24 protein-coding genes and 1 pseudogene are annotated in these 20,992 nt (G+C 72.2%); 13 read left to right on the top strand and 12 right to left on the bottom strand.

Annotation, left to right across the window (positions count from 1 at the left end; all coding sequences use genetic code 11):
- Nucleotides 1-16 precede the first annotated feature (16 nt).
- Together OHT01_RS19675 and OHT01_RS19670 are read right to left on the bottom strand one after the other, a co-directional pair.
- Nucleotides 17-1,264: an amidohydrolase gene (locus OHT01_RS19675; RefSeq protein ID WP_328554448.1), complete on the bottom strand. Its 1,248-nt coding sequence runs from the start codon at nt 1,262-1,264 to the stop codon at nt 17-19.
- Between the two features lie 117 nt (nt 1,265-1,381).
- A complete protein-coding gene (locus OHT01_RS19670) occupies nt 1,382-1,801 on the bottom strand; it encodes an ATP-binding protein (protein ID WP_328554447.1) in 420 nt (139 codons plus the stop codon).
- A gap of 85 nt (nt 1,802-1,886) precedes the next feature.
- Between OHT01_RS19670 and OHT01_RS19665 the strand changes: the two genes are divergently transcribed.
- A complete protein-coding gene (locus OHT01_RS19665) occupies nt 1,887-2,735 on the top strand; it encodes a helix-turn-helix domain-containing protein (protein WP_328554446.1) in 849 nt (282 codons plus the stop codon).
- The gene (locus OHT01_RS19660; protein ID WP_328554445.1) at nt 2,695-2,898 is read left to right on the top strand and encodes a DUF397 domain-containing protein; all 204 of its coding nucleotides are present in this window, start codon (nt 2,695-2,697) and stop codon (nt 2,896-2,898) included. Before OHT01_RS19665 ends, OHT01_RS19660 begins: the two co-directional genes overlap by 41 nt.
- Before the next feature lie 51 nt (nt 2,899-2,949).
- On the opposite strand, the gene OHT01_RS19655 is transcribed toward OHT01_RS19660, so the two are convergent.
- Nucleotides 2,950-3,087, bottom strand: coding sequence for a hypothetical protein (locus OHT01_RS19655; RefSeq protein ID WP_328554444.1), 138 nt, complete (start codon nt 3,085-3,087; stop codon nt 2,950-2,952).
- A 149-nt stretch (nt 3,088-3,236) separates the two neighbouring features.
- Here OHT01_RS19655 and OHT01_RS19650 point away from each other — a divergent pair, with 149 nt between their 5' ends.
- Nucleotides 3,237-4,580 (top strand): helix-turn-helix domain-containing protein, encoded by a 1,344-nt coding sequence (locus OHT01_RS19650; protein WP_328554443.1) that lies wholly within the window; start codon nt 3,237-3,239, stop codon nt 4,578-4,580.
- A gap of 72 nt (nt 4,581-4,652) precedes the next feature.
- On the opposite strand, the gene OHT01_RS19645 is transcribed toward OHT01_RS19650, so the two are convergent.
- The gene (locus tag OHT01_RS19645) at nt 4,653-5,090 is read right to left on the bottom strand and encodes a MarR family winged helix-turn-helix transcriptional regulator (protein WP_443043536.1); all 438 of its coding nucleotides are present in this window, start codon (nt 5,088-5,090) and stop codon (nt 4,653-4,655) included.
- Nucleotides 5,091-5,243: 153 nt separating this feature from the next.
- Between OHT01_RS19645 and OHT01_RS19640 the strand changes: the two genes are divergently transcribed.
- Nucleotides 5,244-6,140 carry an alpha/beta fold hydrolase gene (locus OHT01_RS19640; RefSeq protein WP_328554441.1) on the top strand — a complete coding sequence of 299 codons (897 nt, stop codon included), beginning with the start codon at nt 5,244-5,246 and terminating at the stop codon, nt 6,138-6,140.
- Here OHT01_RS19640 and OHT01_RS19635 read toward each other — a convergent pair.
- Together OHT01_RS19635 and OHT01_RS19630 are read right to left on the bottom strand one after the other, a co-directional pair.
- Nucleotides 6,097-6,858, bottom strand: a complete 762-nt coding sequence (locus OHT01_RS19635; RefSeq protein ID WP_328554440.1) for a L,D-transpeptidase family protein — start codon at nt 6,856-6,858, stop codon at nt 6,097-6,099. The genes OHT01_RS19640 and OHT01_RS19635 overlap by 44 nt on opposite strands.
- Nucleotides 6,848-7,405, bottom strand: a complete 558-nt coding sequence (locus OHT01_RS19630) for a SigE family RNA polymerase sigma factor (protein WP_328554439.1) — start codon at nt 7,403-7,405, stop codon at nt 6,848-6,850. The genes OHT01_RS19635 and OHT01_RS19630 overlap by 11 nt, the downstream gene beginning before the upstream one ends.
- Nucleotides 7,406-7,516: 111 nt before the next feature.
- Here OHT01_RS19630 and OHT01_RS19625 point away from each other — a divergent pair, with 111 nt between their 5' ends.
- The 6 genes and pseudogenes from OHT01_RS19625 to OHT01_RS19600 all read left to right on the top strand — a co-directional run.
- A complete protein-coding gene (locus OHT01_RS19625) occupies nt 7,517-8,473 on the top strand; it encodes a L,D-transpeptidase (RefSeq protein WP_328554438.1) in 957 nt (318 codons plus the stop codon).
- Between the two features lie 254 nt (nt 8,474-8,727).
- Complete coding sequence (locus OHT01_RS19620; protein WP_328554437.1) at nt 8,728-9,279, top strand: SigE family RNA polymerase sigma factor; 552 nt, start codon at nt 8,728-8,730, stop codon at nt 9,277-9,279.
- Nucleotides 9,276-10,013 carry a hypothetical protein gene (locus OHT01_RS19615; protein ID WP_328554436.1) on the top strand — a complete coding sequence of 246 codons (738 nt, stop codon included), beginning with the start codon at nt 9,276-9,278 and terminating at the stop codon, nt 10,011-10,013. Before OHT01_RS19620 ends, OHT01_RS19615 begins: the two co-directional genes overlap by 4 nt.
- 50 nt (nt 10,014-10,063) lie before the next feature.
- Nucleotides 10,064-11,797: a transglycosylase domain-containing protein gene (locus tag OHT01_RS19610; RefSeq protein WP_328554435.1), complete on the top strand. Its 1,734-nt coding sequence runs from the start codon at nt 10,064-10,066 to the stop codon at nt 11,795-11,797.
- 436 nt (nt 11,798-12,233) lie between these two features.
- Nucleotides 12,234-12,455 (top strand): hypothetical protein, encoded by a 222-nt coding sequence (locus OHT01_RS19605; RefSeq protein WP_037614735.1) that lies wholly within the window; start codon nt 12,234-12,236, stop codon nt 12,453-12,455.
- Nucleotides 12,456-12,632: 177 nt separating this feature from the next.
- Nucleotides 12,633-13,686, top strand: a pseudogene (locus tag OHT01_RS19600) (alkyl/aryl-sulfatase); the annotation flags it as partial.
- Between the two features lie 130 nt (nt 13,687-13,816).
- Here the strand turns inward: OHT01_RS19600 and OHT01_RS19595 are convergent.
- Nucleotides 13,817-14,671 (bottom strand): hypothetical protein, encoded by an 855-nt coding sequence (locus tag OHT01_RS19595; RefSeq protein ID WP_328554434.1) that lies wholly within the window; start codon nt 14,669-14,671, stop codon nt 13,817-13,819.
- Nucleotides 14,672-14,871: 200 nt separating this feature from the next.
- On the opposite strand from OHT01_RS19595, the gene OHT01_RS19590 reads away from it, so the two are divergent.
- Nucleotides 14,872-15,186, top strand: a complete 315-nt coding sequence (locus OHT01_RS19590; RefSeq protein WP_328554433.1) for a MerR family transcriptional regulator — start codon at nt 14,872-14,874, stop codon at nt 15,184-15,186.
- Between the two features lie 291 nt (nt 15,187-15,477).
- Entirely contained in the window at nt 15,478-15,681 is a 204-nt protein-coding gene (locus tag OHT01_RS19585; RefSeq protein ID WP_020871138.1) for a cold-shock protein, read from the top strand.
- Between the two features lie 144 nt (nt 15,682-15,825).
- Here the strand turns inward: OHT01_RS19585 and OHT01_RS19580 are convergent, their stop codons facing one another.
- On the bottom strand, nt 15,826-16,245 hold the full coding sequence (locus OHT01_RS19580) for an ATP-binding protein (protein WP_328554432.1): 420 nt from the start codon (nt 16,243-16,245) through the stop codon (nt 15,826-15,828).
- A 180-nt stretch (nt 16,246-16,425) separates the two neighbouring features.
- Nucleotides 16,426-16,884, bottom strand: coding sequence for a cupin domain-containing protein (locus OHT01_RS19575; RefSeq protein ID WP_328554431.1), 459 nt, complete (start codon nt 16,882-16,884; stop codon nt 16,426-16,428).
- An 80-nt stretch (nt 16,885-16,964) separates the two neighbouring features.
- On the opposite strand from OHT01_RS19575, the gene OHT01_RS19570 reads away from it, so the two are divergent.
- A complete protein-coding gene (locus OHT01_RS19570) occupies nt 16,965-17,897 on the top strand; it encodes an FkbM family methyltransferase (protein ID WP_328554430.1) in 933 nt (310 codons plus the stop codon).
- 31 nt (nt 17,898-17,928) lie between these two features.
- On the opposite strand, the gene OHT01_RS19565 is transcribed toward OHT01_RS19570, so the two are convergent.
- The 3 genes from OHT01_RS19565 to modA all read right to left on the bottom strand — a co-directional run bounded on the left by OHT01_RS19565 (nt 17,929) and on the right by modA (nt 20,817).
- Nucleotides 17,929-19,008 (bottom strand): ABC transporter ATP-binding protein, encoded by a 1,080-nt coding sequence (locus OHT01_RS19565; protein WP_328554429.1) that lies wholly within the window; start codon nt 19,006-19,008, stop codon nt 17,929-17,931.
- A complete protein-coding gene (locus OHT01_RS19560) occupies nt 19,005-19,901 on the bottom strand; it encodes an ABC transporter permease (protein ID WP_328554428.1) in 897 nt (298 codons plus the stop codon). Before OHT01_RS19560 ends, OHT01_RS19565 begins: the two co-directional genes overlap by 4 nt.
- Before the next feature lie 67 nt (nt 19,902-19,968).
- Nucleotides 19,969-20,817: a molybdate ABC transporter substrate-binding protein gene (modA, locus tag OHT01_RS19555; protein WP_328554427.1), complete on the bottom strand. Its 849-nt coding sequence runs from the start codon at nt 20,815-20,817 to the stop codon at nt 19,969-19,971.
- Nucleotides 20,818-20,992 lie beyond the last annotated feature (175 nt).

The raw sequence follows: 20,992 nt of genomic DNA, 5'->3' as shown, positions 1-20,992 counted from the left end.
CCCGGCGGCGGGGAGTTCAGCCGCCGGACGAGAGCGAGGCCAGGGCCGCAGACACCAGGGTCCGCACGCCGGGCGCGACCGTGGACAGGTCGGGGGCGAAGTGCGGACTGTGGTTGCTGGGCACGGCCGCGAGCCGGGTCATGAGGTCGTCGCCGCCCGGCGCCGCGTTCCACACGTCGGCCGGAGTGCTCGTCACGAACCAGTAGGCGTACGGGATTCCACCGGTCGCGAGCCGCGAGAAGTCCTCGCTGCCCATGGCCGGACCGGGGTCGAGAACCGTCCCGGCACCGAAGACCTCGCTGTGCACGGCGGCGATCCGCCGGTCGGTGTCGGCGTCGTTGACGGTCACCGGGAAGTCGTTGCCGACGGTGATCTCCGGCTCGCTCGGGCAGCCGGCCGCCGCGCACTCGCCCGCCGTGACGCGCCGCACGGCCGCGATCATCCGCTCGCGCGTGTCCTGCGACTGGGTCCGCAGGTTCAGGGCGATCCGGGCCTCGGACGGGATGATGTTGTGCCGGGTGCCGGCCTCGATCCGTCCCACCGTGAGCACGGCGGACTCCCGGGCCGCGATCTCCCGGCTGACGACGGTCTGGAGCCGCGTCACGATGTACGCGGCCGTCACCACCGGGTCGACGGTCGCCTCGGGCCGAGAACCGTGCCCGCCCCGCCCGCGCACCACGATGTCGATGTCGGTCGAGGCGGACATGATCAGGCCCGGGGAGTGCGCGTACAGCCCGGCGGGGCCGGGGGCCACGTGCTGGCCGAGCAGGACGTCGGCGCGCGGGAACCGTTCGTGGAGCCCGTCCGCGACCATGCGGGCCGCGCCCTCGCCGGTCTCCTCGGCGGGCTGCCCGACCAGCACCAGTGTGCCGTTCCAGGTGTCGCGCCCGGCGGCGAGCGCCTCCGCCGCACCGGCCAGCCAGGTGACGTGCAGATCGTGACCGCAGGCGTGCATCACGCCGTCGGTCTCCGAGGCGTACGCCAGCCCGGTCTCCTCGGTGACGGGCAGCGCGTCCATGTCGGCGCGCAGCAGGACGGTGGGCCCGTCCCCGTTCCGTAGGACGCCCACGACGCCCGTACCGCCCACGCCCTCGGTCGTGTCGTACCCGGCCTTGCGCAGCCGCCCGGCGAGGGCGGCGGCCGTGCGGTGTTCGCGCAGCGACAGCTCGGGATGCCGGTGCAGGTCCCGGTAGAAGTCCTCCAGGGCCAGGACCGGGAGGTCGGCGGTGAGGTCCAGCGCGGTGCGGGCGGCGGCAGAGGTCACCGGGCCAGCCTAGGCGCCACGGGTCCCTCGTACGGGGGAATCGACGCTCTCGTACGACTCCGGCGCCGCTGCCGCTCGTCTCCCGGCCGCTGGGAGGGTCCGGCGGGTCCGGCCGCGTCACCCGGTGGTGTGGCACTCGAACCAGACCGTCTTGCCGCGTCCGGGCAGCGGATGCCAGCCCCACCGGTCGGTCACCGCGTCCACGATCAGCAGTCCGCGTCCGCCCTCCGCGAGTTCGCCGTCCACCGCTGTGGACAGAGGCGGCCGGGGGCAGGTGTCGGTCACCTCCACCCGTACACCGTTCGCGCGCCGCAGCATCAGCAGCGCGGCGCTCCGGCCGGGCACATGACGGACGACGTTCGCGAGCAGCTCGGTCAGCGCCAGGGCCGCCGCCTCCGTCAGCTCCGGCATCTCCCAGGCGACCAGGTAAGCCTTCAGGATCCGGCGCAGATGCCGCGCCGAATGCTCGCCCACGGTGAAACGGATGCCGTACCTCGCGTCGATCGTCCCGTTCGGCAGGTCAGTTGCGTGATTCACGACTCCAGCGTGGAGTGGGACGGTTACGCTCGGCTACAAGTCGAAGGGAACGCCGCTCGGCGTTCGGACCCGGGGGTGAACTTCCATGCCCAACATCCGCGAACTGGACCCCAGTGCTTCCCCGTTGGACTACTTCGGTTCGGAACTGCGGCGGCTGAGAGAGGCCGCGGGGCTGAAACAGGGCGAGCTGGGCGACATCATCTTCTGCACCGGCTCCCTGATCGGCCAGGTCGAGACCGCCCACAAGGTGCCGACCCGGGACTTCGCCGAGCGCATCGACGCGGCCCTGCTGACGGGCGGGGCGTTCTCCCGTCTCATCGGGCTGGTACTCCGGAGCCAGTTGCCGACCTGGTTCCAGGCCTACGCGGAAATGGAGGCGAGGGCCGCCTATATCTACTCCTTCCAGGCCCAGTTGGTGGACGGACTTCTTCAGACCCCGGGCTATGCGCGGGCAGTACTGGGATCCCGGAGTGAAGCGGACCTCGACGCCAAGGTGGCCGCCCGGATGGAGCGGCAGCGGGTCCTGGCCCGGGACGAACCGCCCGTGGCATGGGTCGTGCTGGACGAGGCCGTACTGCACCGGCAGATCGGGAGCGCAGCGGTCATGCGAGACCAACTCGGTCGTCTGTTGCATCTCCGTCGTGACGGCTGGACGCAGGTTCAGGTGCTGCCGTTCGAGGCCGGTCAACACCCCGGCCTGATGGGCTCGTTCAATCTCCTGCGCTTCGACGGCGACCCGGACGTCGTCTACACCGAGGACTTCGTGCAGGGACATATGACGGCCAATCCGGCCAGTCTCAAGGAAGGCTTCCTCCGATACGATCATTTGAAGGCCGCTGCCCTGTCCGTTGAGGCCTCGGCCGAGCTGATCGCTCGTGTGATGGAGGAGCGTTATGGGCACCAGCCAGGATCTGACGGCGGCGCGATGGCGTAAGTCGTCCTACAGCGGCGACACCGGAGGCCAGTGCGTCGAGGTGGCCCCCCTGGCCACCCACGTTGCGCTCCGCGACTCGAAGAACCCCGCCCTGGGGGCCTTCACGGTCGCGGCCGGTGCCTTCGCCGCCTTCGTCGGGGCCGCGGCGGCCGGCACCCTCTGACGGGTCCGGTGCGCGGGGGCACGCCGGGTGAACGCCGGTGTGCCCGGCCGGCTACGGGGCGGTGTGCACGGCGGGGGTCGGTTCGACAGCTCTCGCAGGGCCGACGTTCGCCGCCGTGACCAGCGCGGCGACCGCGATGACGGCGGCCAGGAGCCCCCTGGAGTAGCGCGCGGAAATACGTCGGAGCACGGTGACCTCGCAACAACAGCGGCGTATTAAGCATGCTTAATCCGGCGCTTAACGTAGAGGCTCGTGGGCTCCCGTCGCAAGAGGGCCCGGGGTCGGACAGTAGTCAAAAGCTGGACTGAGTTGACTCGGCTTGATGGCATGCTTGACCCATGGCTGAGCGGGACGACCCTGAGATCATCGGACGCAGGGTGCAACAGCTGCGTACGGAACGCGGTTTGACACAGAAACAGCTGGCGGAGCCCGCCTACACACCCGCGTACATCTCCACTCTGGAGGCCGGCCGGGTGCGGGCCTCCGAACCCGCGCTGCGGCACATCGCCGGCCGGCTCGGGGTCGCGTACGAGGAGCTGGCGACCGGGCGCCCCGCCCACCTCGCCACCGGTCTGCGGCTGCGGCTGACCGACGCGCACCGCACGCTCGCCACCGGAGAGGCCGAGCCGGCCGCCGAGGTCTACGCCACGCTCCTCGCGGAGGCGGAGGCCCACGGGCTGGTCGCCGAGCAGGCCGCGGCGCTCCTCGGGCTCGGCGAATGCGCCCTGGACACCGGGGACCTGGAGACGGCGCAGCGCCGTTTCGAGGAGTCCGAGCAGCGGCTGGGGGACGCGCCCCTGCCGCAGCGGGTCCCCGCCGTGCGCGGCCGGGCGGTCTCCCACTATCTGGCCGGTGAACTCCGTTACTCCTGCTACCTGTTCGAGTCCACCCTGGACGAGCTCAACCGGACCGGTCTGCACGACCCCGAGGCGCTGCTCCTCCTCTATACGGGAGTGATAGCGCCCTACATGGACATGGGCGCGCACGCCCGCGCCGCCCAGGCCGCCGAGTTCGCTCTCGCCCTCGCGCCGCAGGTCGGTGACCCGGCCCTGGTGGCGCGGATGCACCGGTCGGTGGCGCGGACGATGATCGCCGAGGGGCGGATGGTGGAGGCCGACGCCTCCCTGGCCAAGGCCGCCGAGCTCTACCGGCAGCTCCAGATCCGCACCGAGCTCGCCAACTGCCACTGGATGCGCGGGTACCTGTACGCACAGAACGGTGAACTGGACCGTGCCGAGAGCGAGTTGCGCGAGGCGCAGGCCATGCTCTCCGCCAAGCGGGCCGCGCTCTACACCAGTCAGGTCGCGGTGGAACTGGCCGATGTGCTGCACCGGCGCGGCAAGTCGGACGAGGCCGCCGAGCTGCTCCAGCAGGTGCTCGGCGATCTGCACTCCGAGCGGGGTGCCATTCACTCGGCCGCCGCCCACCGCCTGCTCGGCATCATCGCGGAGGACGCCCGGGACACCGAGGCGGCGGAGGAGAACTACGTGCGGGCGATGAGCCTGCTGGAGCGGGCCGGCGCGGCTGGTGACCTGGCGGACCTGTGCCGGCTGCTGGGCGACCTGCTGCGGCGCACCGGCCGGGTGGAGGCGGCCCTGGACGCCTACCGGACCGGCCTCGGCCACCGCACCGCCCCGGGCACGACGACCCTGGGCCCGGCCCCGGCCCAGCCCCCGCTCTGACCGAAGGCGGGGCGGCCGACTCCCCCCGGCACCGGACGCGGTACGCGCACCCCTTCGGCGTCGGACGGGCTCCTAGAGCGCCTCGCCCGGGGAGCCGATGCGGCGCAAGAGGCCGAGGAGTGTGGCGCGTTCGACCTCGTCGAGCGGGCCGAAGGACGCGGCGAGGACATCGCGCGTGACGGCGCGGCCCGCCGCCAGGACGCGTTCCCCGGCCTCCGTCAGGTGGTGCTCTATCCGCCGTCCGTGACCGGGCCGGCGCTCGATGAGGTGCTGGGCCGCCAGCCGTGAGGCGAGGGTGCCGAAGGACTGGTCGCCCTGGAAGGTCGCCACCGCCAGTTCGTGCGCGGACGCCCCGGGCGTACGGGCGATCGCCCGCAGCGCGTCCCACTGCGCCAGCGTGGTGCCGACCGCCGCGAGGCGCGTGTCGAGCGTTCGGTGGTGCCGGTACTGCGCCTCCTTCACGGCCCGTCCCAGCTCTTCGAGGTCGACGGTGCCGGCGGCCGTCCTGATCCCGGCGGCACCGTCGACATCGGCGCCATCGGCGGCAGCGGCCGTCTCGGCTGCGGCGCGGGTCCCTGTGTCCCCATGGTTCGCGGTCATGGGCACATCCTAATCGAGAATCTAAGGTTGCGTATATACGTATGCGTAGATACCGTGGGGCGCATGACCGACACCGAGATGCGAACCCGTACCGTCCACCAGCGCCCCGACCTTTCCCTCACCCTCACCGAGACCGGCCCCGCGGACGGCCCGCTCGCGCTGGTCCTGCACGGCGGTGGCGGGCCCGCCACCGTCCAGGGCATCGCCGGGCATCTGGCCGGCCGGCACGGAATGCGCGCCGTCGTGCCCACGCACCCCGGCTGGAACGGGACCGAGCGCCCCGACTGGTTCACCGGCGTCGACGACCTGGCGATCGCCTATCTGCACTGGCTCAGGGACGAGGGCCACCGTGACGTCCTCGTCGTCGGCTCCTCGCTCGGCGGCTGGACCGCCGCCGAGATGGCCTTCCGCGACGACGGCGCCGTGATCGGCTCGCTGGTCCTGGTCAACGCGGCGGGCGTGGCCGTCCCGGGCGAGCCGGTCCGCGACGTCTTCGGGCTCCGGCCGGACGAGATCGCCACGTACTCCTTCCACGATCCGGCCCGGTTCGCCGTGGACCCCGCCACCCTCACCGAGGAGCGGATCGCGGTCCAGCGGGCCAACATGGCCACCATGCGGGTGCTGGCCGGCGACCCGTACATGCACGACCCGAAGCTCCTGAACCGGCTCGGCCGGGTGCGGGTCCCGGCCCTCGTGCTGTGGGGCGAGAGCGACCGGATCGTCACGCCCGCGTACGGGCGGGCCTACGCGCGGGCGTTCGCGCGAGGGTGGTTCGAGCCGATCGCCGAGGCCGGCCATCTGCCGCACATCGAGCGGCCCGAGGCGACGTTCGCCGCCCTCGACGCGCACCTCGACGGGCTCTTCGGCGCACAGGCCGACGCGTACGCCGGTGTCGGGGGCGCGCCCGCCCGGCGCGCTAGCGGCCCGAGGTTCCGGAGTCCGGCGCCCCCGAGCCTGTGACCAGGCCCGTGCCCGTGCCCGCCGTCACCGTGCCCTGGTCCGCCGATGCCGGGTCCGGCGAGGAGGGTCCGCCGCTCGACGGTTTGATCTCGACCGCCGAGCCGAGTGCGAGCCGCTCGTACAGCCACTTGGCGTCGGCCTCGCGCAGGCCGATCCAGCCGCGCGGCTGGTCGTGGACGACCTTCGCGTCGCCCGGCATGGCGCCGACGTAGTCCGTCGTGCCGTCGGGGGCGCTGAGTTCGACCGCCCAGGAGGCATTGAGGCTGTACGCGTCGCCGAGTCCGACGATCCTGCTGGAGACCTTCATGGAGGCCTTCTTGACGGTGACCGTCGACCGGAGGGTCGGCACGTAACCCGTCAGGCTGTCGGAGGTGAGCGTCAGTTCGCGGCCGGCGACCGAGACCACGCGTCGGCCCAGGTCGATCGTGGCGACCGGCGCCGGCGCCGTCGGCGGGAGGCTCCGGTCGGAGGCGGTGCTCGGGCCGGTGGTGGGACTGGCGACCGGGAGCGGATTCCGGTGCGGGGTGCCGCCGCCCAGGCTCACCGCGACGACCAGGGCCACGACTCCGGCCGCGGAGGCGCCGCCCGCGCCCAGTGCCGTACGGCGTCGGCGTCGGCGGCGTACCGCCCGGCCGCGGATCTCCGCACCGGTCAGCGTCGGCAGCCGCTCGCCCTCTGCCGCCAGCTCCCTTAGTTCGGAGGTGAGTTCATCGGACACGGTCGTCCTCCCTCTCCCCCTTGCCCGGCACGCCCGCGGAGTCCAGCGGACGCGCGGAGCCGACCGAGTCCGCCGATTTCTCCGAGAGCACCCGTGCCAGCGCCGTCCGGCCGCGTGAGAGCCGGGCCTTGACCGTGCCCACGGGGGCACCGGTTTCGGAGGCTACCTGCTCGACACTCAAGTCGTACAGATGGTGCAGAACGATCGCCATCCGCTGTGCTTCGGGCAGCGTACGCAGCGCGGTTATGAGCGCGGTGCGCTCGGGTCCGGGGCCCGGGGCGTGGTCGGACGGCCCTGTGTGCCGCACCAGTTCCAGCCAGCGGCGCGCACGGCGCCAGCGGCTCACCGCGAGCCGCGTCGCCACCGTCCGTATCCACGCTTCGGGCGCTCCGTCGGCGAGGAACTCCCGCCGTCGGTCCCAGGCGCGGACGAACGCCTCCTGGACGACGTCCTGCGCCTCGCCGTGGTCCCCCGTGAACGCGTAGAGCTGGCCGGTCAGCCGGGGAAACGCGGTCGCGTAGAACGCGTCGAACTCTTCCTCGGTCATGCCCCCCGCCGGAATTTCCGCAGTTCGGGCGGCCGTGTGCAACCCGCCCGTCCCCGTCGCGCGTACAGGTCCCGTACGTCGCACATCGAAACACACAACAGGGGGATCACCATGTTCACGGGACTGAGAGGCGGCCGCGGCCGGTCCACCCGCGCCTGGGGCGCGGCGGCGGCCGTGTGCGCGCTCGCGCTGACCGGGTGTTCGGCGCGGGCGGCGGCGGACGGCGGGGACACGGGAGCCGGTCCGGGCGGCGGACCGGCCGCCACCGGGACCGCGAGCCCCGCGGGCAAGGCCCGGCCCAGTCCCTCCGCCACCCCGCTCGCATCCCTGGCGGGCGCGCACGTCAACATCGCCGACGGGCAGACCGTGGGCGTCGGCATGCCGATATCGGTGACCTTCGACCATCCGGTCCCGATGGCCGAACGGGCGGATTTGGAACGACGGTTGAAGGTGACCGCCGAGGTCGAGGGGGCCTGGGGCTGGGTCCGGGACCGTAACCTCGCCGACGGGCAGCGCGTCGACTTCCGGCCCCGCGTGTACTGGAAGCCCGGCACGGCGGTGACCGTCCGGGTGGGGGCCGGAATCACTAGGCATTTCACGGTGGGCCGCTCCCTCGTCGCCACAGTGGATGTCCGTACACACTTCATGACGCTCAAGACGGCCGGTTCGTCGCGCCGCGTCCCGATCACCGCGGTCGCGCCGGGCATGGACACCTGGAACGGCACGATGGTCGTCTCCGACAAGGCGCCCAGGGTCTTCATGAACTCCCGGTCCGTCGGCTACGGCGACGCGTACGCGGGCTATTACTACTACGCCGTGCACCTCACCGCCTCGGGCACCTACCTCCACCAGAACCCGAAGGCGAACACCTACGGCGGGGTCCGGAACGTCACGCACGGCTGCGTCGGACTCGCCACCGGCGGCCCCGCGAAGGCGTTCTACGACGAGGTCGTCCCCGGCGACGTCGTCACGGTCGTCGGCTCCCGGGAGACCGTCGCCGTCGGCAACGGCTACGGCGACTGGAACCTGAGCTGGGACCGATGGCGGGCGGCGAGCGCGCTCAACTGACGTACACCCGCGCGGAAAAGTGACTGACGTGCGTCCGTGCGGAAGATCGGCTGACGTACATCCGTGCGGAAAATCGTCGGGCGGTGTCATCCGGACCTGGGGCGCCGGGAGTTTGTACGGGGGAGGGGCGTCCTCCCGTCGCCCGAACGTCAGCCACATCACGAGGAGTTGTCCGTTTTGACCGGGACGCAGAGGGTGATCGCTCCCTCGCCCCGAACCACCCCCCACGCACCCGACCCGAGGGACCGCAGGTCGTGCCGCACAGCCTCACCGACACCTCCCGGCCCACCGCGGAAAGCGGCGACTTCGCCGCCTACGCCGGTGCTGCCTGGCCTCGCCTGGTGCGCACCGCGCACCTGCTCACCGGCGACTTCCACGACGCCGAGGATCTCGTCCAGACCACGCTGGCCAAGGTGTACTCCCGCTGGCGGCGCATCCCGAGCGACGACGTCGACTTCTACGTACGCCGCTCGCTGGTCAACAACAACCTCAGCCGCATCCGCAAGAGACGGGTCGCGCAGCTCCTGATGCCCTTCGTGCCCGAGCGGGCGCACCAGCGCGACCCCGGACACGCCGAGGCGGTCACCCAACGGGCCGCTCTGGACACCGCGTTGGCCGCGCTTTCGGCGCGGCAGCGCGCCGTCCTGGTGCTGCGCTACTGGGAGGACCTGGGCGAGGCCGAGACGGCTCAACTGCTCGGCTGCTCGGTCGGCACCGTCAAGACCCACGCCCGGCGCGGTCTGCAGGCGCTGCGCGCCCACCCGGTGTTCGCCGGCCGTCCCTTCGTCTCCGGAGCACGCCCATGAACCACTCGTCCCGTTCCGCGCGCATGTCGGCCGAGGCCGAGCGGCTGCGCGAGGTGTTCGCCGACGCCGCGTACGACGTCACCCCGTCCGCCGTGCCGCTGCTCGCCATCGAACGCGAGGGGCGCCGACGCCGGCGCCGCCGCAGGACCGCCGTGCTGGGGGCCGCCTGCGGGGCGCTGCTGGTGCCGCTCGCCGTGGCCGGGATCCGCGACGGCGTTCCCTTCGGGCCCGGTGAGTCCGTGAACGCGCCCGCCGCCCACGGCGGCAGCGCTGCTCCCTCTCCCGCCGAGAGCGCCGGGCGGGTGCGGGTCGTGGCGTCCGGCGAGCGGGTCCGGGTGGCGTCCGGCACCGAGATCTGGCTGACGAAGGACGGCTCGCGCTGGACCGAACCGGGCATGCCCGTCCAGTCCCACGGCGTCACGGACGACTACCTCAGCCGGGTCGGCCCCCGCGTCTCGCTCCAGGCGTCCTATCGCAACGACGGCCGCACGTTCCTGTCCGGGGTGTTCATCGGCTCGGGCGAGCCGGCCCGCGTCGAGGTCACGACCCCCGCGGGCGTCCTCCACGCCACCGCACTCACCCTCGCGGGCAAGCCCGGCTGGGGCGCCTGGTACGTGATGACCCCGGCGCCGCCCAGCCCGGCCCCGGACGACCCTCCGTCCTGGGACCCCCGGAGAGTCACGGTGTACGACACCTCGGGAGCGGTGCTCGTGAGCCAGAAGTACCGGCCGTGAGGGGCCGGGGAGGCGTGCGGGGGCCGCGACCTGTGAGGGGTTCACGGGCTGTGCGGGGTTCACGGGCCGCGCGCGGGATGCCGTCCTGGCGTGGGACACGGGCCGGGAGCGGGACCGCCGGCGCCGCGGCGAGCGCGCCCCCGGGCCCCCGCGTCCGCGTCCGGTCCGGGCTCGGCCGCGTCCTGCGGGCCCGGCGCGTGAAGGCCCGCCGTACCCGCGGCCGTCGGCTGCGCCGCGCGCTGACCGTCCTGCTGGCCCTCGTGCTCACGCTCGCGGGCGCGGTGGTGGTGGCGTACCGGCTCACCCTGATTCCCGAGCCGCACCCGGAGACGGCGATGCAGAGCACGGTCTTCGTCGACAGCCGGGGTGACTATCTGGGGCGGCGCGGTCCGGTGGACCGGCAGGCGGTCCCGCTCGCCCAGGTGCCGAGGCATGTCCAGGAGGCGGTGATCGCCGCGGAGAATCGTTCCTTCCGTACGGACACCGGGGTCTCGCCGACCGCGATCGTCCGGGCGGCCTGGTCGACGCTGAGCGGCGGCGGCCGGCAGGGCGGCTCCACGATCACCCAGCAGTACGTGAAGAACGCCCTGCTCAGTCCCCAGCAGTCGCTGTCCCGCAAGGCGCGCGAGGCGCTGATCGCGGTCAAACTGGACCGCACCCGGTCCAAGAACGAGATCCTGGAGGGCTACCTCAACACGGTCTACTTCGGCCGCGGCGCCGCGGGCATCCAGGCCGCGGCGCGCAACTACTTCGGCGTCGACGCCGCCAGGCTGACGGTCAGCCAGGGCGCCGCCCTCGCCGCCGTCATCAACATCCCCTCGTACTACGAGAAGGCGGGCTCGGACGCGGCCGTGACGGCGAAACTCACGCGCCGCTGGGAGTGGGTGCTGGACGCGATGGCCGACAGCGGGGCGATCACACCGGCGCAGCGCGCCGCGGCCCGCCTTCCGGCGTTCCGCTTCTATCCGCCCGGGGCCACGGACGGCCAGCGCCAGTACCTGATCGACGTCGCCGCCGCGGAGGCCGCGGACCGGCTCGGCATCACCCAGGACGAACTGGCTCGCGGCGGATACACCGTCCGCACCACCTTCGACCTCGCCGCCCAGGACGCGGCGGCGGAATCGGCCGCCGATCCGGCGGGCGTCAAGGGCGTCAGCCTGCACTCCACGATCGTGGCGCTGGTGCCGGGCGACGGCGCGATCCGCGTGCTGTACGGGGGCGCGGACTACGCCCGGCAGCCGTTCAACGACGCGCTGGCCGGAGCGGTGGAGGCGGGTACGGCGATGGAGCCGTTCACCCGGGCCAGGCTCGGCCCTCCCCTGGCCGACCTTCCCAAGCGCGCCGCGCCCACTCCGCTCTCGCTGTCGGCGGCGTACGCCACGGCGGCGGCCGGCGGCACCTACGCCGAGCCGTACACCGTCCAGAGGATCACCCGGGACGGCCGGACCCTCTACACCGCCCGGCCGCGCACCCGCACCGTGATGGGCCCGTCCACCGTGCAGCTCGTCACCAAACTCCTGCACCCGTCCGGCGGGACCTGGGGCGTGTTCACCGGGGGCGCCGGAACCCGCACCCTGTGGCAGACCATGTACGACGCGAGACTGTCCACCACGGTCGCCCTCTTCGCCCAGCATCCCGCCCACGGCCGGCACCCGGCCCGGATCGCCCAGCTCCCCTCCACGGCGGCGAACTCGGCCGCCGAGATGGTGGCGGGCGTCATGAACCGGCTCGATCCCGTCACCGTGCGGCCGGGCCGGGGCGCCGTCGCGACGTCCGGGGGCTGACGGGAGTCGTGCGCGCCGCCCGGATCCGCTCGCGGCAGGCGCCCCGGCCCGGCCGCACGGTGCACGTTCCCCCGGGCGGGACCCCGGCATCCCGGGGTCCCGAGGGGCGGGCGGAGCGCCCGCGCGGGCGTACGCCTCCCCCGGGGACCCCGCCGTACCGACGGTCCGCACCCCGGTTCCGGCGGGTCCCGACCCGCCGCCGTGGCCTGTCCGGTCCACGACAGGCGCGCCCGGTGAACCGGTCCGCGAACCGGAATGATCGCGGACCGGCCGCCCCGACGGCTGACCTCAGTGAACGCGCGGCCTGCCGGGCGGGGACCGTACACCGGGGTCCCCGCCCACCGCGTTCCCGAGCGGTGCGGGACGTCGAGTCGGAGCGGGATCGAGACCATCAAGCCCTACCGCCCACCGGAATAGGGCCCATACTGGAATCACGATGAGTAAATCCTCCGCGCCCCGGCGCCACCTGCCCACCAGCCCCTTCGCCGCACCCGTCGTCCCCGTGGCCAAGGAGTTCAGCCTCGGAGACCGCGTCTCCCACGACCAGTACGGCCTGGGCACGATCGTCGGCGTCGAAGAGGGCATCGCGATGCTCGTCGACTTCGGCGCCCGCCAGGTCCGCGTCCTGAGCCCCTACACCCGGATGGACCGGCTCTGACTAGCAAGCAATGACGTAACACCCCGGCCCGCCACCTCAGCCCGCGGCAGCCCCACCACAGGTTGCCGGGGCCGCGGTGCGTGGCGGCCCGGACCGGCCACGTGTGTCACCGACTGCCCTCCGGCACGACGGCCCACACCGCATGCCTCCCGCCCTGCCCCGGTCGAGGCTGGGTGGATGACGACTTCCTCGCGTGATGAGCTGCCGTTCGACGACGTCGCCGACTTCGAGAACGCCGACCGGGGGTTGCTCGCGGTGTTCGGGCCCGCTGTGGTCCGGGCGGAGGACGGGCGGGTGATGGGACAGCGAGGCGTACGAGTTCCTCGACGGTGAGTGTCCGGGGACCGCGCATCCGAGTCTGTGGCGGCAGGCCCAGCTCTGCGCGCGCCGGGGCCTGTACGAGGTCACCGAGGGCGTGTACCAGGTACGGGGCCTCGACATCTCCAACATGACACTCGTCGAGGGCGACCGCGGAGTGATCGTCATCGATCCGCTGCTCTGCGCGGAGACCGCCGCCGCCGCGCTCGCCCTGTACCGCGAGCACCGGGGAGCACGCCCCGTCACCGGTCTGATCTACACCCACTCGCACGCCGACCACTTCGGCGGCGCCCGCGGAGTGCTGCCGCACGGCACGGAGGAGGGCGTCCCGGTCATCGCGCCGGAGGGCTTCCTGGAGCACGCGGTCAGCGAGAACGTCCACGCGGGCAACGCCATGATCCGCCGCGCCGGCTACATGTACGGCGACCATCTGCCCAAGGCGCCCGACGGCCAGATCAGCACGGGGCTCGGCCCCGCGGTCTCCAGCGGCACCCTGACGCTCGTACCGCCGACCCTGGACATCACCCGCACCGGCCAGACGGAGACGGTCGACGGCGTGCGGATCGTCTTCCAGGTCACCCCCGGCACCGAGGCCCCGGCCGAGATGAACTTCCTCTTCCCGGACCGGCGGGCCCTGTGCCTGGCGGAGAACGCCACGCACAACATGCACAACCTGCTCACCCTGCGCGGCGCCCTGGTCCGCGACGCCCGGCAGTGGGCCCGCTACCTCGACGAGGCCATCGACTTCTTCGACGGCACCTACGACGTCGCCTTCGCCTCCCACCACTGGCCGACCTGGGGGCACGACGACGTCGTCCGCTTCCTCGCCGAGCAGCGCGACCTGTACGCGTACCTGCACGACCAGACCCTGCGCATGCTCAACAACGGTCTGACGGGTCCCGAGATCGCCGAGGAGAGGGGAAGGGGGGAGAGGGGGGAGGGGGCAGGGTCAGGTGGTCGGTGGAACGCGGGGGCGCCGCTCCCGTCCGTGCGGGGAGCGGCGTCACCGCGTATCTCGTCGGTGATCGTGCCGGTCCTCGGCCTCAGCCCTGTGTCGGGGCGGGCGACTTCCCCGCCAGGACGTCCTTCAGGCGGTTCGTGCCGGCCTGGACCGCCTGCTCCGTGGACTGGTGCTCGGTACCGGAGAGGCCGCCGTTGGTGAGGGACAGGGCGCTGTCGCCGACCCGGACCGCGGCGAAGTCGAGCGTCAGGGTCTCGGGGTCGCCCTCCAGCTTGCCGCTCATCGTGACCTGGAGGCCCTGGCGGGCGTCCCCCACGTCGGGCAGATGCGTCGAGACGACCTGGACGGTCTGCTTGTCGCCGTTGCCGTCGACGGCCGTGAACTGGTCGCAGATGTCCGGCAGCGTCTTCAGCCACTTCAGCTGCGTGTCCAGTGAGCTCTTCCCGTACGAGGCGACCTCGTAGCGCATCTGGGCGTCGTTGTCGCTGTCGTCGAAGCCGGTGACGGCACTGGCTCCCTGCGGCTTGCCCAGCAGGTTCTCGCTGTACAGACCGTCCAGCAGCTTCTGGCACTGCTTGGCGTTCGCCTTGTCGGTGACGAAGTCGGCCTCGTCGACCTTGCTCTTGAGCAGCGTGTCGTGCCAGGCCGCCACGCCCTTCGACTCGTCCCACTGCGAACCGAGGTCGGAGTTGGTGATCAGCGCGGACTGGGCCTCGGCCTTGGTGAGCTCCCGGACGGAAGGGGAGGGCGAGGGCGACGCGGAGCCGGACTCCTCGGCCACGGGAGAGGCGGGGACGGGGGACGCGGAGGCGGGGGACGCGGAGGAGTCCGTACGGCCGGAGCCGCCGCCGTCACCGCCGCCGTTCGAGCAGGCGGCCGTCGAGAGCAGCATCCCCGCGGTCAGGGCGGATGCCAGGAGACAGGACGGACGGTTCATGCGAGGGCCTCCCGAGGACGGTCCCGAGGTCGGGCTGTGTGCCCCCACGCCATCACCGGCCACGCCCTCCCACCAGCGCACCGGGCCGTCCGGGTGAGTGCGGCGCGCGGATGTCACCGGACCGATGCCGGGTGCCCCCGGCCGGTACCGCACGGGATCTGCCAAAGTGGAAGGTGATGCACGCGCCCCAGGGAAGCACCATGAGCCCCACCGACCGGTTCGACGACGACGAGTACCCCGCCTACACGATGGGTCGTGCCGCCGAGCTGATCGACGCCACCCCCGCGTTCCTGCGGGCCGTCGGGGAGGCGGGGCTGATCACGCCGCTGCGCTCCGACGGCGGCCACCGCCGTTACTCCCGCAATCAACTGCGGGTCGCGGCCCGCGCCCGGGATCTCGTCGACCAGGGAACGCCCGTCGAGGCCGCCTGCCGGATCGTCACGCTGGAGGACTGCCTCGACGAAGCCCTGCGGATCAACGCGGAGCTGCGCGGGTCGACACCGCAGGACGCCTGAGCGCCGACGTCGGGCGACGTCAGAGGGCCTCTGAGGCCGTTTCTCGGCCGGTTCCGGGATATCTGCTCCGGCCGATACAGAATTTGGTGCACGGGCCCGCGAGGTTTTGTTATTCCCCACGCCAGGGTGAGATAGTGCGCCACCTTCGAGGCCCGTAGCGTGCTACTGTCGATTTCAGTTGCAGTTGTGGTTCCCAAAGTTTTTCCGGTGCATTCCGGTTGGGGCAATCATTGCGGCGACGCAGGTCCACACAGTGTGGACCTTCGAGCTTTGCCCCGAAGGAGATTTGACATGGCTACTGGCACCGTGAAGTGGTTCAACGCGGAAAAGGGCTTCGGCTTCATCGAGCAGGATGGCGGCGGCGCCGACGTCTTCGCTCACTACTCGAACATCGCCACCTCTGGCTTCCGTGAGCTCCAGGAAGGCCAGAAGGTGACCTTCGACGTCACGCAGGGCCAGAAGGGCCCGCAGGCGGAGAACATCGTCCCCGCCTAGTCTGGGACGCCGGATGGCCGGCATCCGCACCGCAAGGTGTGGGTGTCGGCCATCTGCTTTTTCCGCGGTCATTGAATGGGCGATGAATTTTTTTCGGTGACCTGTTCCCGTTTTTGGCGGCGCCAAACTCGGCCCATCGACCGACTACACCGCCAGGACCGCGCGGACGGTCTTGCCGCCCAGGCCCGTACTGACGACCTCCAGGCTGTGGGCGAGCTGCTGGACCATGGCCAGGCCCCGCCCGCTCTCCGATTCGGCGTCCAGGACGCCGACCCGCGGCCGTCCGGGACTGTCGTCGCGGACCTCGACCGTCACCCTTCCGTGCCCCAGTTGCAGCCTCAGCCTGCAACCGCTGCGGCCGTGCCGTACGGCGTTGGCGACGAGCTCGGAGGCGATCAGCGTGGCGTCGTCCACCTGGTCTGCGGTCGGCGACGCGAGCCGTGGACGCGGCCGGGTCAGGAACGCCGTCGTCAGCTTGCGGGCCCTGCCCGCCGAGACGGCCGTACGCGGCAGTGTGTACTCCACGCGGGCGGTCGGCCGGACGGTGCGCTGGTGCGCACGCATGACTGACACCTCTCTTCCCCCTCCAGGGCAACCAGCACCCGGCCGACGACTCCGTCCCCGTCGACCGGGGCCCCGCGCGAACCGGTGCGCGGCAGGCCCTGCCTTCGGGTGATGCCCCACCCGGGCGATCGGCAACCAACGACCTGCGTCACAAAGCCGCCACAGCGCGTAGGGGTTCGATCAGCGCCCGGAGTCCAGCAGACGGAAGTCGTCGTAGTCGAAGCCGGGCGCCACCACGCAACTGACCAGAACCTCCTGGTCGCCGGCCGGGCGGGCGGACTGCCAGACGCCGCCGGGGACGAGGACCTGGGGGCGCTCCCCCGCCTCGACACGCGGGCCGAGGCGGACGACCTGCGGGGTGGACTGGGGGGTCGTTCCGTCGCCGCCGAGGAGCACGTCCAGGGGACCGCCGCGGTGCCACAGCCAGAGTTCGTCGGAGCGGACGGTGTGCCAGGCGGAGGTGTCGCCGGGGGCGAGGAGGAAGTAGATGGCGGAGGCGGCGGCGCGGGGGCCCGGGTAGCCGTCGGGCCGGAAGGCCTGCGGCGCGGTCCAGGTCTCGACGAACCAGCCGCCCTCCGGATGGGGTCGCATGTCCAGGGCGGCGGCCAGTTCCGGGATGCCGGTCTCAGGAGAGGTCATCCCCTGCCTCTATCACGCGGTCGGAAGGGGTTCAACCAACTCCCGGTGGACACGCGTGTCCGTCTGACAGGGTGTGGGTCATGGCGACGCTTCACAGAAAGCTGCTAGGTCTGCTTCCCCGCGTAGGGGTGCAGGTGCTGGACCTCGGATCGGGAGCCGCGGTGGTCTACCGGCGCGGTGTGCGCAGACGCGTCGCCCTGGGCAAGGGCGCCGATCTGGTGCTGCGCGGGCGGACGGCGGCCTGGAAGCACGTTCCGCTGGGTGACACCGGCGCCCGTCTCCTGCTCGACGAGAAGGAGACGGCGGCCGACGAACGCAAGTTCCAGTTGTCGGCCGCGGCCTATCTCTGCGGCCAGCACGTGACCGCCCTGCTCGACCGCTACGAGGTGAACTGCGTCTTCGACGTGGGGGCCAACTCCGGCCAGTACGGACGCCAGTTGCGCCGCCTCGGCTACACCGGCCGGATCGTCTCCTTCGAGCCGACCGCGGAGGCGTTCGGCAAGCTCCGGAAGGCGGCCGAGGGAGACCCCGACTGGCAGGTGCACCAGGTCGGCCTCGGACGGGAGGACACCACCCAGTCCATCCATGTGGGCTGGAACACCATGAACTCCCTTCTCGCGCCCAGTGATTACGGGAAGGACCGCTACAAGCGCTTCGCCAAGACCCGTACCGAGGACATCGAGGTCCGCCGTCTCGACGGGATGATGGACAAGGCGCTCGCCGGGATCACCGACCCCCGCCCCTATCTGAAGATGGACACCCAGGGCTACGACCTGGAGGTGTTCGCCGGCGCCGGAGAGCGCGCCGCGGAGTTCGTGGGGATGCAGTCGGAGGTCGCGACGCTGCGGCTGTACGAGGGCAGTCCCCGGATGGGCGAGGCCGTCGCGGTGTACGAGGAGGCCGGCTTCGAGATCACCGGCATGTACCCGGTGTCACGGGAGGCGGCGACCGGACGGGTGGTGGAGTTCGACTGCGTGATGGTCCGCGCGACGGCTGTCCCGCCCGGGGAGTAGGGCCGGCGGTCCTCAGGCCCGGGAGCGGACGCTAGGCCGGATACGCGTGCGTCTGGGCCGCCTTCACGGTGGCCCAGACGGCAGCGCCGGGGTGCAGGTCGAGTTCCGCCGCGGCGACCGTCGTCAGGTCGGCGGCGAGCGGGAGTTCGCCGGTGAGGTCCGCGCGGATCTGGTCGCCGTGCGTCTCCAGACCGGCCACCTGGCACTGCCACAGGTTCCGGGCGCTGGTGCCGGTGGGGCGGTCGCGGTGGAGCGTGACGGCGCTCGGCGGGAACGCCACGAAGACGGGCCCGTCGAGTGTCTCGGTCGTGGTGATCGCCGGGCCCGCCTCCAGCCGTACGGTGTGGCCCCCGGCCTCGCCCCGGTAGAGGTTGAGGCCGACCAACTGGGCGATGTAGTCCGTGCGCGGCCGGCGGGCGATGTCCGACGGGCTGCCCTCCTGGACGACCCGGCCGTCCTCGACGACCACGAGCCGGTCGGCCAGCACCATCGCGTCCAGCGGGTCGTGCGTCACGAGGACGGCGACGGCCTCGAAGTCGGCCAGATGGTGCCGGAGTTGGGCGCGGACGTCCAGGCGCGTGCGGGCGTCCAGCGCGGCGAGCGGTTCGTCGAGCAGCAGCAGCCGGGGGCGGGTGGCGAGGGCGCGGGCGACCGCGACCCGTTGCGCCTGTCCGCCGGAGAGCCGGCGGGGCTTGGCCCCCGCGTGGTCGGCGAGGCCCATGCGCTCCAGCCAGACGGCTGCCTGCTTCCGCGCCTCCGCCTTGGACACGCCCTGGCAGCGCGGTCCGAAGGCGACGTTGTCGAGCGCGGACAGATGCGGGAAGAGCAGGTAGTCCTGGAAGACGACGCCGACCGGGCGGGACTCGGGCGGTGTGCGGTCCAGGGGGACGCCGTCCAGCCGCAGCCGGCCGCCCTCGGACAGCGGGGTGAGCCCGGCGAGCGCGCGCAGCGCGGTCGTCTTGCCCGCGCCGTTCGGCCCGAGCAGCGCGACGACGTCACCGGGTCCTGCGGTCAGTTCGATGTCGAGGCGGAACGGGCCGCGCTCGACGACGAGACGGGCGTCGAGGCCCTTGCCGGTCGTGAGGTTCGCGTTCGTCGGGACGTCCGTCATGACGCCCCCGCCGTCATCCAGCGGTCCCGCAGACCGGCGAGAACCGCGATCGACACCACGAGCAGGACGAGGCTCAGGGCGATCGCGGCGTCCGGGTCGCTCTGCAGGGCCAGATAGACGGCCAGCGGCATGGTCTGGGTACGGCCCGGGAAGTTGCCCGCGAAGGTGATCGTCGCGCCGAACTCGCCCAGCGCGCGGGCCCAGGCCAGGACGGAACCGGCGGCGATGCCCGGCGCGATGAGGGGCAGGGTGACCCGGCGGAACGCGGTGAAGCGGGAGGCGCCCAGGGTCATGGCGGCCTCCTCGTAGCGCGGGTCGGCCGCCCGCAGGGTGCCTTCCACGCTGATCACCAGGAACGGCATCGCCACGAAGGCCTCGGCCACGACCACCCCGGCCGTGGTGAACGGGAGGGTGATCCCGAACCAGGAGTCGAGCAGGTGCCCGACGACGCCGTTGCGGCCGAGGGCCAGCAGCAGCGCGACACCGCCGACCACCGGGGGCAGCACGAGCGGCAGCGTGACCAGTGCCCGGACGAGCCCGCGCCCGGGGAACCGCGTACGCGCCAGCAGCCAGGCGAGCGGCACACCGAGGACCAGGCACACCACCGTGGCGGCCGTGGCCGAGAACAGGGACAGCCGGAGGGCCTGCCAGACCTCGGGCTCGGCCAGTTGTTCCGGCAGGTTGTGCCAGGGCGCCCGGACGAGCAGCGCCAGAAGCGGGAGGAGCAGGAACGCGAGCCCGACGAGAGCCGGGAGCAGCAGGGGAAGCGGTGCCCCGCCACGGATCCGCCCGCCCGCCCGGCCCCGCGTCCGGCCACGGCCGAGCCGCGGCCCACCCGTGAGGGTGTCGGCCGCGGCGTCGGACTTGTCGAGCGAGGTCACGGGATCACTCATGGCTTCAGGAGACGGGGTTCGGGTGCCCGGACAGGGCCGACGGGTGCGGCTGCCAGGGGGGCGGAGGTCAGGACGTGGGCTGCAGGAAGCCCGCCGCCGTCAGCACCTTCTGGCCCTCCGCGGACCGCACCAGCTCGATGAACGCCTTGGCCGCCGCCGCGTTGGGCGCGTCCTTGAGCAGGGCGATCGGGTAGTCGTTGATGGCGTCGGCCGACTCGGGGAACTCCACGCCCTCCACCTTGTCACCCGCGGCCTTCACATCGGTCTTGTACACGACCGCCGCGTCGGCCTCCTTCAGCTCCACCTTGGTCAGGGCGCTCTTGACGTCCTGCTCGTAGGACGCCGGGGTGAGCTTCAGCTTGCTCGCGGTCAGCGCCTTCTGCGCGGCGGCGCCGCACGGCACCGTCTTGTCGCACAGGACGACCTTGAGGCCGGACTTGGTGAGGTCCTTCAGGGAGGCGACCTTGTCCGGGTTGCCGGGCAGGGTGGCGATCTCCAGCTGGTTGCGCACGAAGGTGGCGGGGGCGGTCGCCGCGTCCTTCTTGTCGGTCACGATCGCCATTGTCTTCGGGCTGGCCGCGGCGAAGACGTCCGCCGGGGCGCCGCCCGTGATGCTCGCGGCGAGGGAGTCGCTGCCGCCGAAGCTGAAGGTGACCTTGGTGCCCGGGTGGGCCTTCTCGAACTGCTGGCCGAGGGCCGTGAAGCTCTCCTTCAGGGAGGCGGCGGCGAACACGGTCACGGTGCCGGAGAGCTTCGGCGAGGAGGACGTCGAGGCCGACGACTTCGCCTTGCCCGAGGAGTCGGACTTGCCGTCGGAGGAGGAGCAGGCGCTCAGGGCCAGCAGCGCGGCGGCTCCGACGCCGGCCACCTGCAGGGTGCGGCTGGTGCGGCGGGTCCGGCGCGCGGATCGGGTCATCACGGATCTACTCCCTCGGAAACTCTGAGGCTCGCTGAAGCCCCCGGCGTGATCATCAGTCATGAGCTCACGTTCTGTTATACGCAGATCATACTTCCGCATATGCGAGCTGTAAGTCTCCTGTCGCATCGCATGAGCTGTACGTACGGCCTTCGGATGTACGCATGTGCGTTTG

The organism is Streptomyces sp. NBC_00358 (genome assembly GCF_036099295.1).
Lineage (GTDB): Bacteria > Actinomycetota > Actinomycetes > Streptomycetales > Streptomycetaceae > Streptomyces.
Note: the sequence above shows the minus strand (reverse complement) of the source record. Positions and strands in the feature narration are given on the sequence as shown.

Excerpts from the sequence above, each read along its gene's own strand:
- OHT01_RS19665 (WP_328554446.1), top strand. The coding sequence starts at position 1,887 with ATGCCCAACATCCGCGAACTGGACCCCAGTGCTTCCCCGTTGGACTAC.
- OHT01_RS19660 (WP_328554445.1), top strand. The coding sequence starts at position 2,695 with ATGGGCACCAGCCAGGATCTGACGGCGGCGCGATGGCGTAAGTCGTCC.
- OHT01_RS19650 (WP_328554443.1), top strand. The coding sequence starts at position 3,237 with ATGGCTGAGCGGGACGACCCTGAGATCATCGGACGCAGGGTGCAACAG.
- OHT01_RS19640 (WP_328554441.1), top strand. The coding sequence starts at position 5,244 with ATGACCGACACCGAGATGCGAACCCGTACCGTCCACCAGCGCCCCGAC.
- OHT01_RS19630 (WP_328554439.1), bottom strand. The coding sequence starts at position 7,405 with ATGACCGAGGAAGAGTTCGACGCGTTCTACGCGACCGCGTTTCCCCGG.
- OHT01_RS19625 (WP_328554438.1), top strand. The coding sequence starts at position 7,517 with ATGTTCACGGGACTGAGAGGCGGCCGCGGCCGGTCCACCCGCGCCTGG.
- OHT01_RS19615 (WP_328554436.1), top strand. The coding sequence starts at position 9,276 with ATGAACCACTCGTCCCGTTCCGCGCGCATGTCGGCCGAGGCCGAGCGG.
- OHT01_RS19605 (WP_037614735.1), top strand. The coding sequence starts at position 12,234 with ATGAGTAAATCCTCCGCGCCCCGGCGCCACCTGCCCACCAGCCCCTTC.
- OHT01_RS19595 (WP_328554434.1), bottom strand. The coding sequence starts at position 14,671 with ATGAACCGTCCGTCCTGTCTCCTGGCATCCGCCCTGACCGCGGGGATG.
- OHT01_RS19590 (WP_328554433.1), top strand. The coding sequence starts at position 14,872 with ATGAGCCCCACCGACCGGTTCGACGACGACGAGTACCCCGCCTACACG.
- OHT01_RS19585 (WP_020871138.1), top strand. The coding sequence starts at position 15,478 with ATGGCTACTGGCACCGTGAAGTGGTTCAACGCGGAAAAGGGCTTCGGC.
- OHT01_RS19580 (WP_328554432.1), bottom strand. The coding sequence starts at position 16,245 with ATGCGTGCGCACCAGCGCACCGTCCGGCCGACCGCCCGCGTGGAGTAC.
- OHT01_RS19575 (WP_328554431.1), bottom strand. The coding sequence starts at position 16,884 with ATGACCTCTCCTGAGACCGGCATCCCGGAACTGGCCGCCGCCCTGGAC.
- OHT01_RS19570 (WP_328554430.1), top strand. The coding sequence starts at position 16,965 with ATGGCGACGCTTCACAGAAAGCTGCTAGGTCTGCTTCCCCGCGTAGGG.
- OHT01_RS19565 (WP_328554429.1), bottom strand. The coding sequence starts at position 19,008 with ATGACGGACGTCCCGACGAACGCGAACCTCACGACCGGCAAGGGCCTC.
- OHT01_RS19560 (WP_328554428.1), bottom strand. The coding sequence starts at position 19,901 with ATGAGTGATCCCGTGACCTCGCTCGACAAGTCCGACGCCGCGGCCGAC.
- modA (WP_328554427.1), bottom strand. The coding sequence starts at position 20,817 with ATGACCCGATCCGCGCGCCGGACCCGCCGCACCAGCCGCACCCTGCAG.